Source organism: Sphingobacterium sp. IITKGP-BTPF85, from assembly GCF_001006065.1.
Lineage (GTDB): Bacteria > Bacteroidota > Bacteroidia > Sphingobacteriales > Sphingobacteriaceae > Sphingobacterium > Sphingobacterium anhuiense.
In genome coordinates this window covers 52,456-68,834 of the sequence record NZ_ASZT02000010.1, presented here as the reverse complement: position 1 = coordinate 68,834, position 16,379 = coordinate 52,456, and the positions used below count along the sequence as shown (strand labels likewise).

Genomic DNA, 16,379 nt, shown 5'->3' with positions numbered 1-16,379 from the left:
AAAAAGCAGTAATCGTAAAATACTGCTCGTATATCTTAAAGCTACACTTCGAAAACTCCATAATACGTATTAAGCTTCCTGCGGTTCCGTTCAACGGGCTTTCATCTCGTGCCCTCCGGGCAAGACGAAAGCTTAGTTATTAGCGGTCGTGCTTTCGGTTTTTATTGTTTTATTATACCAAACGGCTGTTGTGCGTTCGCCCTTATTTCAATTCGCTTATAAAACAGATTGTTGATAAATCTGGAACTATAAATAACTGTTAATATCCTTAAAACAAAATAGTGACCTTTTGAAAATCAATCATCTTTAAAAACTTATTTTTTGCCATTGGACAAATAATTATATTTTTGTTGATCCAAATTGGATCATTCATGATTTAAATCGTGAGTCCAGCAACAAAGGTAGAATTGAAAATTTTCAAAATGATGAATATGAAGAAATTGCTAGGTATGGTGATACTTTTGCTGGTTACACAGCTGAGTTTTGCGCAATATTTAAACTAACAGCCAACGGCTTTGTGGCCGACGATAATAACGATTTTGCAGTCGTAGAAGCACCAAATGTAAAACAAACGGATTTGTACAAGAACGTACTCAATGCCATTAATTCGTTGTACAGCAATCCTCAAAAGGATCTCAGTGTCCTGGAAGGTGAGAGCATAACGTTAACACGTTATGAAGAAAAAGCGCTACCAGTAAGGCATAGCACTGGAGCTTTGGGAAAATCGAATTATAAATATGACCTGCCGTACACTTTATCCTTTCTTTTCAAAGATGGCAAGATCCGGATCAACAGTCCTACTTTTGAACTTAGAAGATGGTATAAAGCAACCTACAGAAAGGGAAGTGATTGGGATAATAGTGACTGGAAAACGCTAAATCTTGTAAAAGATAAGAAAGACAGCGTCGCTATTTATGACCAAAATGGAGAACTTCTTCTAGAAGATGCTACCAATGGATTGAATACTCATCTTAATGCAATCGTAAAACAGATTATTGATAAATCTAATAGTATCAATAATTGGTAACCAAGGTATTTAAAAAAGAAAAAGCTAATCTTTCGATTAGCTTTTTCTTTTATGATACTGTTGACATTCGAATAACAAATGTTGCAGCTGTAAACCAATAATTATTTAGTCCAGACTAGTTTCTGGCGCTTTACCGATAAGTTCCATAAACTGATCTAACTTAGGGGTAATGATGATCTGTGTTCTTCTGTTTCTTGCTTTTCCAGCTTCGTTATCGTTAGGTGCGATGGTATTATATTCGCCACGTCCCGCTGCGGTTAACCTTTTTGGATCTACTCCATAATTGTTTTGTAAAGCCATCACCACGGATGAAGCTCTTAACGTACTTAAATCCCAATTGTTGCGGATATTAGGCATGCTGATAGGCACATTATCGGTGTTACCTTCAATCAGTACATCGTAACTGTTGTAATCGGTGATAATCTTAGCAATTTTAGCTAATGTTTCACCTGCTTTGTCTGAGATCTCATAGCTTCCAGATTTATAAAGCATATTATCGGCAAGTGATATGTAGACGACTCCTTTTAATACCTGAATATCAACATCTCTGATTTCTTCTCTGCTTAAGGAGCGTGTCAGGTTGTTGGTCAACACTAAATTAAGTGAATCACTTTTGTTTTTACTATTGACAAGCTGCTGGATGTATTTGTTTGATGAATTAATTTCATCCACAAGTTTCGAAATATTCACATTTCCTTGATTGCTGGAGTTTAGACAGTTGTTTAATGCTGTCTGTAATGCGGCAACATTTGCTTTTTCGGAAGCAATCTGCTCATCCAGACTCTTAATTCTAATTTTTGAACCACTTAAATCACTTTCAGTGGACTGTAATCGGCTACTGAGCTCTTGATTACTTTGTTGTAATTGCGTGTAACTTGCCTGCAGTGCGGCAAATTTTTTGTTACTGGTACAACTTGATCCCAAAGTTGCCAACGCTAGGAGAGCGCAAATAATTAACGGATATTTCATAGTTTTTAAAATTAAAAATTAATACTTGACAGGCATCTCGGAGATATAATAAAAACAGTCAATTACCTTTTTTTATTACGTCTCTAGCCAGACCAATAGTATAACACAAAATTGATGCCTTATTGGCTCACAAGCTGATGTTAATTCATAGATATAACATAAACGTATAAAACGGTATGTTATTTTAAAAAACCAAGGTTTGCTGTAAAAGTTTTCATAGGATCATCCTGGCAATCGAAAATTGAATGGTGATCGCAGCTAATGAACGGTAGAATCGGAGGTCGAGATTTTTGTACAGTTTTTAAAATGATGAAAAGTGCTCGTTCATATTTGGTTATTATTAACCATTTTATAAAAGCATGCGGGGATGTACATTTGTTACTTGTAAATGAGTCCTGTTTTATATTGAATTGTGCTATCATTTACGTTCATGGACTGTCCAGGATTAGAATAGAGAGGGTTTTCATGTGGCGAATAATCACTAAATTTCAGTAAAAATTTATAATAATACGAAATGAAAGTCTATCTACTAACAGCTTTATTAATAGGGATCTGTTTTCTTAATTCCTGCATGTTAACAAAACGCGTGACAAATCATTCGTTCATTCGATCTGATGAGAAAATTCTGATTCGACGGGATTTTACGAAATACTTTTCCAATTGTCAGGTGGAAGGATCAACAGTGATCTATGACAATACGAATAAAACATGGGTATGCAGCGATATGGAGGATGCAAAAACTGAAAATCTTCCTGCATCGACTTTTAAAATCGTAAATCTGCTTATTGCATTGGAAACAGAGACAATAAAGGATGAAAATGACATTATTAAATGGCCTGGCCAAACCGATACGGTAAAATATGGATACCGACCGGATATTTATCACGATATGACCGTAAAAGAGGCATTTAAAGTGTCAGCAGGATGGGTATTTGTTGAATTAGCAAAAAAGATAGGTAGGGAGAAATATAAAGAATACTTGAGTTTAGCCAAGTATGGAAATTTAAACTTATCGCATGCGGATGATGATTTTTGGAATTTTGGTGCATTTAAAATTTCCCCCATCAATCAGGTTGATTTTCTGAGGAGACTTTATAACGAGGAACTCCCTTTTTCAAAAGAAAACCAACAGATTGTAAAAAATGTGATGGTTACAGAAGAGACAGACAGCTACATGATCCATTCAAAAACCGGCTGGACCAAGGAAAATGACATCAATACAGGATGGTGGGTTGGTTACATTGAGCGTAATAATAAGGTTTATTTTTTTGCTACCCGAATTTTGCAGGACAGGAAATTGAATTTATCAAATTTTGGAAATTGCAGAAAGGATATTACAAAGGCTATTTTCAAGGAACTAAAAATCATGGATTAAAAGGCAGTAAATAATCTTAAAGAGCGCCTCCATGTGGAAGCGCTCTTTTTTATCATATAACCTTCGTCTAATTTAGCTATGTACGCAGGCTGATGCAGCTCTGTCCAATTGACTTTCTTCTTCGTTCTCTGAGATCTTTTTAGGGAAGCTTACAAAACTCAGGATAAATGTCACTGACAGCAACAGGATACTGACCCATAATACATAATGAACGCCATAATGTACACTGACTATTCCTCCGAGAAATGCGCCTAAGGAAATTCCGATATTAAAAGAGGAAGTCAGTAAGCTGTTCACAAACTCTAAGGCATGATGGGGAACAGATTGAGTGGTCCGGATATTGGATACCAAAAACCCGCCGGTATGGATCATTCCCCAAAGGGATACGATGATCACCATCGGAATATAATGTCCGCCAAAATAGTAAGCGAGAATCTGTACCGTCACTAAGAGCATTAAAAACAGTCTGGCTGTTAAGAGCACATTGCGGTTCAAGGCTAATCCCATTAACCAGTTTCCTAACGTGCCCATGCCACCGAAGAGGAGCAGCATCATACTGATCTGCGCACCGTCCATCTTGGTAATCTCTTCCAGATAGGCGGTCAGGTAGGTATAGCTGGCAAACATGGCCGCTAAAGTGGCTATGGTCGAGATAAGATTGAGCCATAGAAGCGGGCTTTTCAACACTTCGACCTGATTTTTGGTCGATATTGCCTGATCTGCCGGCATAGATGGGATAAAGAGCAATAGACCTATAAAAGCAATTAAACTGATCGCGCTACTGAGGAAAAATGAGGCCTGCCAGTTCTGGAATAGATCTACGGCATAGGTGGTGAGGGGAATACCGAGCACCGTGGCCAAGCTTAATCCCAGCATAACGGTGGAAACACCCTTTGCACCCTTTTCTTTAAATGCAATGGCGATGGCGATATTCCAGAATAGCGGATGCAGGATCGCAGGTAAGATACGGGCGACCATCAGCATGTTGAAGTTGGTCGAAAAGGCGGAAATTAAATTCGAAAATACAAAGATACTCATGACCAGACAAAGCAATAGCTTTCGGTTTATCTTGGTCGTAAATGAGGTGATAAAAGGGGAGGAAACGGCGACAGTGATCGCAAAGGCACTCAACAGCCAACCTGCCGTATCGATGGATACGTCAAATTGCCGACTGATGGTCGGTAGGATGCCGACGATCCCAAATTCTGTGGTTATAATGCCAAAAGCGCCAAGTGCTAAGACGTAAATTGATGTTTTCATTATTTGTTAAAATTTATGTATGGCAAAATTGAACAGAAAAAATGTGAAAAATCAGTATATTTTCATGATAATTAGGTATTTTTGCCTTATGAAACGCGAGAACATCGATGAATTGGTCAAGGTGGAATACCATCAGGGCGCTAGTTGTCCATTACGGGATATGCATTTTTCCTTTTTTCAGATTGTGTATGTTATTTCTGGAAAAGGATTTCTGAACATCAACAACAATATGGCTTCTTACAGTAAAGGCAGTCTAATTCTCCTGACACCAAATGATCAGCATCATCTGGAAATCTTGGAGAGTACGGATCTGTTGCTTGTGAAGTTCAGTGAACGCTATGTGAAGAATTACCCTTGGAACAGCATTAATTCCATGGAATGCCTCCTGTATGGCGCTTCTTTTTTGTCGGGTTGTATTTTACAGAATAAGCCTGATATTGTTTTGGTCAATTCGATTGTGGAGTCACTGCTTCATGGTATCCATCATCCGGATCTGTATCAGGATGAGCTGACGTTGAATTACGTGAATGCTTTAATTGTGATTGCGGCACGAAATATCTCCAAAATGCGAGCGGAGCAAATTACCTCCAATTCGGATAAGAGGGTGATTCAGATTATAGATTATATCCAAGGCAACATCCATGATCCCGCATTATTGAAAGTTGCTGTGATCGCGAAGAAATTCGGGTTTTCAGAAACCTATCTGGGCAGTTACTTTAAAAATCAGTCCGGAGAAACGATTCAGCAGTACATCTTGAATTATAAAATGCGCCTGATTGAACACCGGGTGCTGTTCAGTGATATGCGGGTCAATGAAATCGTCACAGAGTTTGGTTTTTCAGATGAAAGCCATCTGAATAAGTTTTTCAAAAAACGGCATCAGATGAGCTTATCAGAATTTAAAAAGACGAAGGGTAATAAGGTCGTTGCCTAATGCCTTTTTTGATCAGAAAAATTTTAAACTTCTACAATTAAATAGGACTGACCCTCTTTCTCCCGTTTTAATACCGGAAGAGCGACATTATATACTGGAATTTCGCTTGTGGTATGACCGCTGAGTGTACCACCATGTGCATGTCCATGAAAGGCAATCGACACCTGTCTTCTGGTCAAGGGTTCTGCCAGGTGCGAAGAGCCAAGAAAAGGGAACAGTTGCTCGGGCTCACCCGCTACAGTATCTTTAATCGGTGCATAGTGGAGGAGTACAGCTTTGGGCAGATGGGGACAATCTTGTTCTAGACGGGTCAATGCACGGTCAAGCTGTAAAGATTCATTGACGGCCTCATGCACAAATTGCTTCATCATATCTTCCCCGAAAATAGACAGCATATACTGATCAAATCCACCTCCAAATCCTTTTACGCCTGCAAATGCAACATCGGCTAAGACAATGGATTCGCCATCTAAAATCGTCATATGATGTTCCGTCAGAATTTGTTTGATTATTTTCTGTCTGCCTTTTTCGTAATCATGATTGCCTAAAACGCCGACCACAGGTATGCGCAATGCTTTTAACTCTTCACCCAGTACAACAGCTTCCTCTTCGTCTCCGGTATCCGTCAGATCACCGCATATCGCCAGTACATCGGCTTTTCATTTAATTCTTCAAATATGCTCTTGAGCAATCCTTTGTCTGAAACACGAATATGTATATCCGCCATGGCGGCGATTCTCGTTTTTTTGCGTACTTCCATAGATTATATTGTCGTTATCGTGTATGATTTATAATTCCATTCTTTCACATCTACCTCATATTGGGTTTGGTCGATGAGCGGACCCCGACATACTTTTTCGACGGGAGAGGGAATGTCATATTGCTCTGCAGCTCTTCTCATCAGCTCATCAAATAACCATTTGGGGATGATTTCGCGATAGTCTGAAGGATAGACAAACTGAAAAATAAGCAATTGTGCCAAGAGGAGGTGCCAGTGTGGGTCTAAGCGTTTCAGCAATAATTCCCAATCCACATTTTTCCCATATTTCAACAAAATATGGTTGATGTCTGCACTATCGTGACGCTCTCGGTTCTGTACATAAATTTTACACCAAAGGAGTTCCTCTACGGGTATAAATTTAACCGGTACGTCTGCAAAATGTCCGTTTGGTGCCCGTTCGTACCAGCTATCATCTACTGTACAGATGTTGTTTACGGTATCGAATATAATATCGATAAAATAGTCGCCATGGAAGACTTTGCAAGCCATCTGACGTCCGTCAGCTCGGTTTGATAACCCTTTTCAGCAAAATATTTCAGAATTTTAGGATATTCACTGCTCTTGCAGAAGATATCCAAATCTTTGGTGTCTCTAAAGATGCCTGTATAGTGGAACATGGCAAAAGCACCACCTAACATAAACTGACACTCACACTCCTGTAAGAGGAGCAGCGCGTCCTTATAAAAATCTCCCGATTCCTTTTTTTCTTTATCCGTTGTGAGCATATTGTATCGTTAGTAATAGATTTCGTGTAGATAGAACAATTTCATAGCACTGTTAGTTTGGTATGTGCTATTTTTAAAGACTACCTTGTCCTTTCTCTTTCTTTATTTTTCATTGGAATGGCTAATTGCATTCGTCATTGTAAATCTGCTGGGCGGGTTCAGGTTTTTATGCCTTCCTCCGTAGCTGATCTTGCACCGTACATAACAAATTAAGGTGTAAAATATACAGCTGCTCAGGGTACTTATACCTGATGTCCATCCATTTATGAACGTATCTATTTATTGGCTGTTCATGGTTTAAAAAGCGACATTATGAGAAATTTAATATCAACACAATGGCATGCCTTTCTAGATTATATATTGGCATTTACCCTTTTGGTAGGTCCCTGGATATTCGGATACAGTGAGGATCATTATGGAAAACTGATCAGTGTCTTAGCGGGTGGATTGATCATCGTTCTTTCGGTTCTGACACGGTACGAAGGAGGTCTTATTCGCATCATACCTATGCCATTGCATCTGAATATGGATGTTGTGCTAGGTGTGTTTTTAATTGTTTCACCTTTTGTTTTAGATTTGGTATACGAGGCTATTATGTGCTTGGTTATCTTAGGGATATTGATCTTAGGCTCGGGCTTGTATAGCATTCCCGAAGTGAAAAAACATGAGCCTCCGGTAGATATTAAATACGATACCGAAAGAGATTGAGTGAGGAGTGCCCTCTACTTGCTAGTGAATAGTATCGCGTACTCCATCTTTGATGGGTACGCGATAAAAAGTGCATGATCGTTAGCGTCTGTCGCGTCTGTTTCCTGTTATCCGCATTATAGCATAGATCGCAAGTGCTAAAAAGATAATTCCGAAAATGATTGATAAAAACATAATTGCCAAATTAGAATGTTTACAGAATAATTTTAATCCACATTTTTACATCATGACTGAAGCTCTTTTTTACCAAATATGGCTTTAATGCCACTTGAGCTGCCTCTTATTGTATACTGGATTTCTTATTAAGAACCATTGAAGTATGGAGTAGTTCAATTATACATGTAGGTTAGGTGTTTTTTGAGCAATACCCGTAATTACCACTTCTTGACGAAATCTTTACGGGAGCGTATCTTTTCCCATATTATTTTATTAGCAGTCTCTTAAATTGTTGATATTTAATTGTTTATTATGTTATTTAACGACATTGGCTTCTAATTCAACTTTTAGGGTTTCAAATAGTTGCTGTACTTCAAGTACTGTACTTGTTTGCTTGATTTGGTTCCGATTGATCCATTCCTGAAAAACATCAAAATTTTCAAACAATGCTGCTGAATCTGTGGTGTAGATATTGAGCCGAACGATATTCTTGAGTTCGAAATCAGCTTCACGAATTACTTTTTCAAGATTTTCCAATGTCTTTTGCAATTGGGTACGCATATTTTCATCACTTGAAATTCCATGCTCGTCAATCGCTGTCTGTCCGGATACGTACAATGTACTTTCAACATGTTTCACTTCTACTGCCTGGACATAGCTTCGGGCATCTTGCCAAGTCCATGGATTAATGATCTTTTTTTCCATTTTACTGTTTTATTAAAGTATGGTACAAAGATCAAGATGTTGCTTTATAAGACCGTGTGACAAATATCACAGTTTTCAAATGTCTTATAATATACGGCTTAATGTTTCGCGGGACACTCCGAGATAGGATGCCAACAATGATTTGGGAATGCGCTGTATCAAAGAGGGCTGGTTTTTAATGATCTGCTCGTATCTTTCCTTTGCACTGGAAGTAAGAAATGATAAAATCCGTTGTTGCGAGCCAATATGTCCAGCAATCGATTTTTTAAGGAAAAAGTGTTCTATCTTCTGCATATGCGCACATAGCTTCTCAAAATTTTCCAGCGTTAGGCAAAGCATTTGTGTGTTTTCAATACATTTTAACGCTAATGTGGCTCTGCTTTGGGAGTAAAAGGCTACGAAATCTGTTTCCCACCAGTCTTCCATTGCAAAAGAAATGAGATGTTGCTTTGCATCGCTATCGGTGTATGTTAGCTTCACTAATCCGGAGAGTACAAAGTATACATGCTTAACCGGTTGGCCTTCTGCTATGATCAGTTCATTTTTCTTAAATTCTTGAAATGTAAAATGATCGAATATTGATGAAAAATCATCATCCGAAAGGCTGATGATTTTTTCGATATGTGCTCGCAATTTATCTTTTATAGCATTCATGTGAGATTCTAATATTTGAAGTCACCTGCAAGTTATGCATCGTATACTAAGTTATAAAATGATTGCTTTATTTTATCAAGCGAATAATGATCTATTGAACTTAACAACATCTGGATGAGCAGGATAACTTGACATCGCTGAAAGTTCGGCAATAGCTTTATCCCTCAAAATGGGTGCATCATCTTTAACGGCGTCCGCCAATGCCTGTTTTAATGCTGTTGCATTCAATTCTGTGCAGTAGGCTGGCGTTCCGGGTTGGTGTCTCCAGGATTCTGAAAGTGGGCCAGCGTCAACGATATCGTAGCCCGCTTGATCAACTAATGTAGCAATTACTTTTTTGGCCTCGGCATCATCACCCGCTATAGCCATGGCAATTCTGTCTTCGGCTCCAGCATCTTTTCCGCCACTGATAAGCGTTTCCGCCAATAAATTGTTGAATGCTTTGATCACCGTTCTTCCCAATTGTTCAGATACCCAGATGCTCTCTACTTTTCCATTTTTGATCTCTTCAATATCGGCATCACGGAAGGGATAATAATTGGAGGTATCGACCACGATGACCTTTTCAGGAACGTCTGCGAACAGATCTTTTGGTAAAGTTGGGATTGCTATGGTCGGTATCGCTAAAATGATCACATCAACATCTTTCACCACTTCCTTCTGATCGGCAGCTGTAACACCTAATTCCTGAGCGCGCGCATTCAATTTATCCTTGTCGCTTGTATTGTTAATTTTCACCTGGTGACCAGCCGCAGCCATTTTTTTAGCGATTGTTCCACCTATTGCACCGGTACCTATTATTCCTATTTTCATATGCTCTTTATTTTAATATGGATTGTTTTGTCTTCATGCTATCATTTCCTTTCTATTTAAAAGCTATTCGGAATGATCTTTCGCACAGCACAAAGTTATCGCTATTTCACTATCATTTGTATAGGCCTTTCCTGAAGGAAAGCAGACTTTTGGATTTAAACGGCTAGAAGTGCTCTAATTGCCCTTTATAAATTTCACTTTCCTTTAGGTAACTACTATCTTTTGGTTAGTAATTTTGCTGTAATTTTGTAAGGTGTAAAAATAGGTGCGGTCAATACTTAAGAAAATCTCGAATGGAGATGACGCATTTTATATAAATCACCAGATATTATGGGTAATAAAAAGAAATTGAAACTCGCTGCGATAATTGATGGACCTGGATGGAATCATACCTCTTGGCAACATCCGGATATGCCATCAGACGCAGGCGAAAATATAGACTTTTACGTTCAGCAGGCTAAACTTGCGGAAGATGCCAAATTTGAAAGTTTATTTTTGATTGATGTCAGTCATGTTGGTCCCGGGAATATTCCACATTATCTGAGTATGTTCGAGGGGGTTTCTATCATGTCAGCTTTAGCGATGGTGACCAAAAATATAGGACTTGCATTCACGGCCTCGAGTTCTTATACCGACCCCTATAATATCGCAAGACAAGCATTGTCTTTAGATAAAATAAGCAGAGGTAGAGCGTCACTGAATGCCATTACTTCCAATCCGGGAGGGATGGTAAATTTCAGTCGGGGTCATTTGTCGAAAGCAGATCAGTATCCCATGCATATCGAGTTTTTAGAAATTATAAGGAACTTGTGGGACACCTATGAGGACGATGCATTTGTAAGAGATAAAGAGAATGGAATCTTTTTGAATCCACATAAAATGCATTTAACAAACTATAGAGGGAAATATTTTTCTGTTGAAGGTCCTTTGAATATAAGCCGTTCTGTTCAGGGAAGACCTGTTCTATACACCGCAGGTAGCTCGCCAACATTCGTTGATATTGCGACTACTTACACAGATGGTGCTTTTATAGGAGGCTTTTCCATGGAAGAGACAAAACATACCGCTATGGCGTTGAGAAGAAGTTGGATGAGAAACAAAGAAACCAGGACAACTTTATCATCGCCACTTCGCAAAACCCGATCGTGGGAAGAACGGATGCTGAAGCGCATCAGAAATATATGGAGTTGGCTGTATTGAATCGGTATCAGCGAATTGCACCACCGCTTTTTTTAGGTTCTGCCGAAAGTGTAGCTGATGAAATTCAAGAATGGTACGAACAGGGAATAATGGATATGCTGATCATTAAACAGGATCATCCCTACGGTCTCCGAGATTTTATCGAACTGGTTGTTCCTATTTTACAAGAACGCGGAATTTTCCATACGGACTACGAAGAAACAACGCTGCGCGGAAACCTTGAGCTTCCAAAACCAGCATTCAGAAATTTTTAAAAGCATCAAGGGATTCAATTAAATCAAAAATTCAAAAACATGAAAAAACATATCGCTCATTCCATTTTAGAACTCGCCATCGTTTCAGAAGGCAGTACATTTGGGGAGACCTTACAGCATTCGCTAGAACTGGCTAAAGTGGCAGAAGCAAATAATTATAAACGTTATTGGTTTGCGGAACATCATAATTCGGCTTCGGTAGGCAGCAGTGCCACTTCGCTGCTCATACTTTATGTTGCCGAAAACACCAGTAAAATAAGAGTAGGGTCGGGTGGCATTATGCTCCCAAATCATTCGCCTTTGATCATCGCAGAGCAATTTGGGACATTGGCGCATCTTTATCCAAACCGGATTGATTTAGGTCTGGGAAGAGCTCCAGGTACAGATACGCTGACGGCTCAGGAGATCCGATCGGATTTTATGAAAGCTGCGCACTCATTTCCTGCAGAAATTGAGAAAATTGAACATTATTTTTCAAATTCCAACAGCACAGGTAAGGTTAGAGCACCGATCGCAGAAGGTGCGGATGTTCCCATTTACATTTTAGGATCGAGTACAGATAGCGCGCATCTAGCTGCTCGAAAAGGATTGCCTTATGCTTTTGCAAGCCATTTTGCCACCGATCATTTAATGTCGGCATTAAAATCTATCGGGAAGAGTTCCAACCTTCTGATATGATGGAAAAACCTTATTCGATTGCAGGTGTTAATGTGATTATTGCTGATACGGATGAAGAAGCACAAAAATTGTTTACATCACTGATCAGAATGTTTTTGGGTATTTTGACCGGGAATTCTCAACCGTTGCATCCACCAACAGAAATGACGGAGGATTTGGAAGACATTTTCCATCATCCAAGTGTACATCAGATGCTGAAATACTCATTTGTGGGCACTAAGGAAAGGGTAAAAGAACAGACGAAAGCATTTCTTGAACAAACGCAAGTGGATGAACTGATCGTCGTATCGACAATCTATGATTTCAAGGATCGAATCAAATCGACCGAATTGTTTGCTGAAGTCATGAGCGAAATCAATGCCGATGATAGCACGGATTAACATTAACCTAATCCGCTTTTCATTATATTTAAAACTAAAACAATGGCACAAAAAAAAGTTCACTGTGACTGTCTAGAAACCATAAGACCGGTGCGCGACACGTTGGATGTTATCAATGGTAAATGGAAAATACCTATTATTATATCCATCGGTGTCGGTAACGATCGTTTCACGGATATCCAGGAGAGTATTCCTGGGATCTCGCCCAAAGTTTTGGCTAAAGAACTGAAAGATCTTGAGCAGCATAAACTGCTCCGGAGAATTATTATTGAGGAGTATCCTGTAAAGATCTCGTACCAGCTGGAGGAATATGCAGATACGTTGACCCCAGTCATCTATGCACTGAAAGATTGGGGCATTAACCATAAGAAAAAGGTGTTGGAGTAAGTTGATTCTGAAGTCAAAAACGCTCAGGGCTATATTTCCGTTTTTAACAGGATTATAAAATTATAGTTTTACATTTGGAACTTGTACTTCAAACCTTACTATATGAACTCTAATTTATTGGCTTTGCTTTGCTGCTTTGCGCTGACCATCTTTATTCATCCTGCATTTTCTCAGGTTTCTGATCAGGATATCAAGAAAGAACAGCAAAATAAAAGTCTTAAGATCTTAGTGATATCGGATTTAAATGATAGCTATGGATCTACGACTTACAGTCAGGAAGTGTTGGATCTAGTGGGAAATGTTTCAACATTAAAGCCAGATCTTATTTTGTGCGGGGGAGACATGGTAGCAGGACAAAAGAAGACTTTAACGCGAGAGGCTATTCAGGCTATGTGGAAGGGATTTGATCAGGCTGTTCTGCAACCTATAAAGGCTTCTGGAGTACCATTTGGATTTACCATGGGCAATCATGATGCATCTCCCAATTTTGTGCTGGATCGTGAAGTTTCGGCATCATTTTGGGCCAATCATAAAGCTGATGTCAATCTTACTTTCATCGAAAGCAGTCATTTTCCGTATTACTTTTCTTATATAAAAAATAATGTGTTCATGATCTCCTGGGATGCATCATCATCTCAAATCCCAGCTGAAGTGAAAAGTTGGATGAAGGAGCAGTTGGATAGCCCTTTGGCTAAAGAGTCGAGATTTAAAATCGTATTAGGCCACCTGCCTTTATATGCACTCGTTGAAAGTAAAAATAAACCAGGAGAAGTTCTGGAGCATGCTGATGAGACCTTGCAGTTTTTGAAAGAAAATCAGGTAGACCTGTATTTATCGGGTCATCAACATGTGTATTACCCTGCTAAAAAGGACTCGGTGATTTTATATCACAGCGGTTGCCTGGGTGGAGGGCCTCGTTCTTTATTGGGGCATCATGAGGCTCCATATAAGTCCTATGGCTTTATTGAAATCCCGAAAAACATAAAAAATAAGGATGCGGTAAAAGTAAGTGCGATAAGAGCGGATGATAAGCATGAAGTTAAACTGGAAGATTTACCTGCTCAGGTTTCGGGGTTTAATGGAAACGTGCATAGAATCGATCTCGCGAAGTAGCCATGATCCATGTTTTTTATGCTGTTATTGTTTTAAGGGATTTTTTCGATAAGATGAAGGACTAATGCCTCTGGTGTTCTTATAAAAATGAGAGAAATGGCTTTCATCGTTGAATCCAAATTCGTTAGCAATCTGTCTAAAGGTAAATTGCCCTGACTCCAATCTTTTTTCAATCAATATCACTCTGTATTCATTGATATATTCGCGATAACCCATTTCAAAGTTTCGCTTAAAGTAACTGCTAAAATAAGTCGTAGCAATATTGAAATGTGATGCGATATGTTTAATTTTTAGTTGATTAGGCTGATAGATGTGTTGATGGATATAGGAAATCAAGTGCTCTTTTGCGGGGAATTGGTCTTTTCCAATTAAAGATATACCTCTCATCGATTCCTTGATCATGCCGAAGATGGAAAGAATCTGATGAAAAATTATCGGTGAAGATGCTATTTGTTTCGTGCTGTTGTACAGTAGCATGTTATCTATGGTCTGCCGTAAAATTTTTCGGATATCTGGAGCGAAATTCAATTTTAATTCTTTTAGAATCTTATTGTTCATGATATCCACTGGATCATTCGTCATATAATCCAATAACTTCCAGTGATTTTTACTACTGAAATAATCATCTGTGAATTTGATGGCGATAACTCTAGTTCGTTTTCCTATCTTAAAATTATGTTCGTCTTGTGGTGATATCACAAAAAGATCTCCTGAAGTATATGGAAAGCTATTGTGATTAATCTGATGGATACCCGAACCTTTATAGATGTATACGAGCTCATAATAGTTTTGCCCATGGACCGTTAGATGAAAATCCGATTCTTCAAAATCTAGTAATTGCAATGCGTCAAATTGCTTCAGTTTGGTCATATGCTAGCGATGAATTATTGTTTTTATGCGAAACCTTTTGATGCTTATATGTTAATCTGGCTATTCATGAGTAGAATCCAGTAATCGTTAGAAGCTTAGTTTTATGTTTTTATGACGTAAATATACATATTAATGTTGTTATTATACATGTGGTGAAATTGTGCATCAGGGTAATTTTGTCTGTATAAACAACAATGAACATGGACAATTTTGTCATGATAGCTTTTTGTATAGCTATGGGTATGATCTTCCGTTATGCAAAACTAATCCCTCAAGATGCACATAAGGGAATAAATACTTGGATCCTGTATCTTGCACTACCTGCGGTATCTTTTAAATATATCCCTCATATTGAATGGAGTAATCAGATGTTATTCCCTGCAATTTCCCCTATAATCGTATGGGCAGGAAGTTGGATATTTATGGAACTTATTGCCGATATAAAAATACGGACAGCGTACCCGAAGTACATTGGAATTGTCTAGTGCATATAGTAATACCTCTTTTATTGGTTTTCCATTGATTATAGCCTATTTTGGAGAGCAAAATTTGAGTATAGCCATTATTTGTGATCAGGTGATGTTTGTGCTTTTATCTACTATTGGTATCATTGCTGCGGTTAAAGGAAATCGTGCCGACACTGCTGGTATTAAGGCTTCTATGTTGGTAAAACGGCTGTTTACTTTTCCACCTTTTATTGGATGTGCCGGTGCACTTATCCTTTCCAGTTTCATGGATCTTAGTGTAGCGGAACCATTTTTCTCTAAAATGGCAGGCACAGTAGGTCCATTGGCATTGTTCTCGGTAGGTTTACAACTCAAATTTAAAGGATGGAAACAGGAAATCGCTCAACTTTCGATGACTATGTTATATAAATTGATGATCGCACCTCTTTTAGTTTTGCTTGTTGCCGTGCTCATCGGGATAAAAGGAGATATCGTGCGAATCAGTATTTTTGAAGCAGCAATGCCAACATTGATAACCTCCAGTATTATTGCAGAACAGTTTAAACTCAATGCTAGATTGACCAACTTGATTATCGGTATCAGCATTTTGGTGGGGTTCATTACAACTGCATTTTGGAAAGTTATCATGGATTATCTGGTGATTTAAGGGCGCACGCTGACCTTCCATGAAGCAGTTGTACTTTGACGTATATCTATAATGAACTTTTCTGGTATTGTTTACCTTGGTATTCTGATGATGATTGAAGTTAAAGTTTTTTTAAGGTTAACACACTTTTGTTTTTAATGTAACTGTGTCTAAATTGTGCTGACGATTTACATTTATTATAATAACATAAAAAACCTTTTCAGATGCTACTTGAAAAGGTTTTTTAATTAGCAATAATAGGTTTTATATGTTCTATTATAGCTATATAGCTGATGAT

General features: G+C 38.5%; 21 protein-coding genes. 12 read left to right on the top strand and 9 right to left on the bottom strand.

All coding sequences use genetic code 11. The features are described from left to right. The first annotated feature begins 517 nt into the window (after window positions 1–517). A complete protein-coding gene (locus L950_RS03705) occupies window positions 518–1,027 on the top strand; it encodes a DUF4468 domain-containing protein (protein WP_021191635.1) in 510 nt (169 codons plus the stop codon). 105 nt (window positions 1,028–1,132) lie between these two features. On the opposite strand, the gene L950_RS03700 is transcribed toward L950_RS03705, so the two are convergent. Next, window positions 1,133–1,996, bottom strand: a complete 864-nt coding sequence (locus L950_RS03700; RefSeq protein WP_031289261.1) for an OmpA family protein — start codon at window positions 1,994–1,996, stop codon at window positions 1,133–1,135. A gap of 514 nt (window positions 1,997–2,510) precedes the next feature. Here L950_RS03700 and L950_RS03695 point away from each other — a divergent pair. Further along, complete coding sequence (locus L950_RS03695; protein ID WP_031289260.1) at window positions 2,511–3,371, top strand: penicillin-binding transpeptidase domain-containing protein; 861 nt, start codon at window positions 2,511–2,513, stop codon at window positions 3,369–3,371. Between the two features lie 72 nt (window positions 3,372–3,443). Here L950_RS03695 and L950_RS03690 read toward each other — a convergent pair whose 3' ends face one another. Beyond that, window positions 3,444–4,631, bottom strand: coding sequence for an MFS transporter (locus L950_RS03690; RefSeq protein WP_021191632.1), 1,188 nt, complete (start codon window positions 4,629–4,631; stop codon window positions 3,444–3,446). 88 nt (window positions 4,632–4,719) lie between these two features. Between L950_RS03690 and L950_RS03685 the strand changes: the two genes are divergently transcribed. Further along, complete coding sequence (locus tag L950_RS03685) at window positions 4,720–5,565, top strand: helix-turn-helix domain-containing protein (RefSeq protein ID WP_031289258.1); 846 nt, start codon at window positions 4,720–4,722, stop codon at window positions 5,563–5,565. A gap of 23 nt (window positions 5,566–5,588) precedes the next feature. Here the strand turns inward: L950_RS03685 and L950_RS03680 are convergent, their stop codons facing one another. From L950_RS03680 to L950_RS31825, 3 genes are all read right to left on the bottom strand, one after another. Continuing rightward, complete coding sequence (locus tag L950_RS03680) at window positions 5,589–6,194, bottom strand: metallophosphoesterase (RefSeq protein ID WP_316930523.1); 606 nt, start codon at window positions 6,192–6,194, stop codon at window positions 5,589–5,591. A 134-nt stretch (window positions 6,195–6,328) separates the two neighbouring features. Beyond that, window positions 6,329–6,835, bottom strand: a complete 507-nt coding sequence (locus L950_RS03675; protein ID WP_231576830.1) for a hypothetical protein — start codon at window positions 6,833–6,835, stop codon at window positions 6,329–6,331. After that, window positions 6,778–7,071 (bottom strand): nucleotidyltransferase domain-containing protein, encoded by a 294-nt coding sequence (locus L950_RS31825; RefSeq protein WP_231576829.1) that lies wholly within the window; start codon window positions 7,069–7,071, stop codon window positions 6,778–6,780. Before L950_RS31825 ends, L950_RS03675 begins: the two co-directional genes overlap by 58 nt. 312 nt (window positions 7,072–7,383) lie before the next feature. Here L950_RS31825 and L950_RS03670 point away from each other — a divergent pair, with 312 nt between their 5' ends. After that, window positions 7,384–7,779 (top strand): hypothetical protein, encoded by a 396-nt coding sequence (locus L950_RS03670; RefSeq protein WP_046791971.1) that lies wholly within the window; start codon window positions 7,384–7,386, stop codon window positions 7,777–7,779. Window positions 7,780–8,250: 471 nt separating this feature from the next. Here the strand turns inward: L950_RS03670 and L950_RS03665 are convergent, their stop codons facing one another. The 3 genes from L950_RS03665 to L950_RS03655 form a co-directional block, all read right to left on the bottom strand. Then, window positions 8,251–8,640, bottom strand: coding sequence for a RidA family protein (locus tag L950_RS03665; RefSeq protein WP_021191627.1), 390 nt, complete (start codon window positions 8,638–8,640; stop codon window positions 8,251–8,253). An 84-nt stretch (window positions 8,641–8,724) separates the two neighbouring features. Continuing rightward, entirely contained in the window at window positions 8,725–9,294 is a 570-nt protein-coding gene (locus tag L950_RS03660) for a Crp/Fnr family transcriptional regulator (RefSeq protein WP_021191626.1), read from the bottom strand. A 75-nt stretch (window positions 9,295–9,369) separates the two neighbouring features. Further along, a complete protein-coding gene (locus L950_RS03655; protein WP_021191625.1) occupies window positions 9,370–10,107 on the bottom strand; it encodes an NADPH-dependent F420 reductase in 738 nt (245 codons plus the stop codon). A 330-nt stretch (window positions 10,108–10,437) separates the two neighbouring features. Between L950_RS03655 and L950_RS03650 the strand changes: the two genes are divergently transcribed. The 6 genes from L950_RS03650 (at window position 10,438) to L950_RS03635 (ending at window position 14,119) form a co-directional block, all read left to right on the top strand. Further along, window positions 10,438–11,307 (top strand): LLM class flavin-dependent oxidoreductase, encoded by an 870-nt coding sequence (locus tag L950_RS03650; protein WP_197086219.1) that lies wholly within the window; start codon window positions 10,438–10,440, stop codon window positions 11,305–11,307. Further along, window positions 11,253–11,561 carry a hypothetical protein gene (locus L950_RS29350; RefSeq protein ID WP_197086218.1) on the top strand — a complete coding sequence of 103 codons (309 nt, stop codon included), beginning with the start codon at window positions 11,253–11,255 and terminating at the stop codon, window positions 11,559–11,561. Before L950_RS03650 ends, L950_RS29350 begins: the two co-directional genes overlap by 55 nt. A 39-nt stretch (window positions 11,562–11,600) precedes the next feature. Then, the gene (locus L950_RS31820; RefSeq protein WP_231576828.1) at window positions 11,601–12,239 is read left to right on the top strand and encodes an MsnO8 family LLM class oxidoreductase; all 639 of its coding nucleotides are present in this window, start codon (window positions 11,601–11,603) and stop codon (window positions 12,237–12,239) included. After that, window positions 12,236–12,619, top strand: a complete 384-nt coding sequence (locus tag L950_RS31815; RefSeq protein ID WP_231576827.1) for a hypothetical protein — start codon at window positions 12,236–12,238, stop codon at window positions 12,617–12,619. Before L950_RS31820 ends, L950_RS31815 begins: the two co-directional genes overlap by 4 nt. A gap of 42 nt (window positions 12,620–12,661) precedes the next feature. Then, complete coding sequence (locus L950_RS03640; RefSeq protein WP_021191624.1) at window positions 12,662–13,006, top strand: winged helix-turn-helix transcriptional regulator; 345 nt, start codon at window positions 12,662–12,664, stop codon at window positions 13,004–13,006. Window positions 13,007–13,108: 102 nt separating this feature from the next. Further along, window positions 13,109–14,119: a metallophosphoesterase family protein gene (locus tag L950_RS03635; RefSeq protein WP_021191623.1), complete on the top strand. Its 1,011-nt coding sequence runs from the start codon at window positions 13,109–13,111 to the stop codon at window positions 14,117–14,119. A 24-nt stretch (window positions 14,120–14,143) separates the two neighbouring features. Here the strand turns inward: L950_RS03635 and L950_RS03630 are convergent, their stop codons facing one another. After that, window positions 14,144–14,989 carry an AraC family transcriptional regulator gene (locus L950_RS03630; RefSeq protein WP_021191622.1) on the bottom strand — a complete coding sequence of 282 codons (846 nt, stop codon included), beginning with the start codon at window positions 14,987–14,989 and terminating at the stop codon, window positions 14,144–14,146. Between the two features lie 194 nt (window positions 14,990–15,183). Between L950_RS03630 and L950_RS31810 the strand changes: the two genes are divergently transcribed. Continuing rightward, window positions 15,184–15,474 (top strand): hypothetical protein, encoded by a 291-nt coding sequence (locus tag L950_RS31810; protein WP_231576826.1) that lies wholly within the window; start codon window positions 15,184–15,186, stop codon window positions 15,472–15,474. Then, window positions 15,461–16,102 carry an AEC family transporter gene (locus L950_RS03625; RefSeq protein WP_231576825.1) on the top strand — a complete coding sequence of 214 codons (642 nt, stop codon included), beginning with the start codon at window positions 15,461–15,463 and terminating at the stop codon, window positions 16,100–16,102. The genes L950_RS31810 and L950_RS03625 overlap by 14 nt, the downstream gene beginning before the upstream one ends. Window positions 16,103–16,379 lie beyond the last annotated feature (277 nt).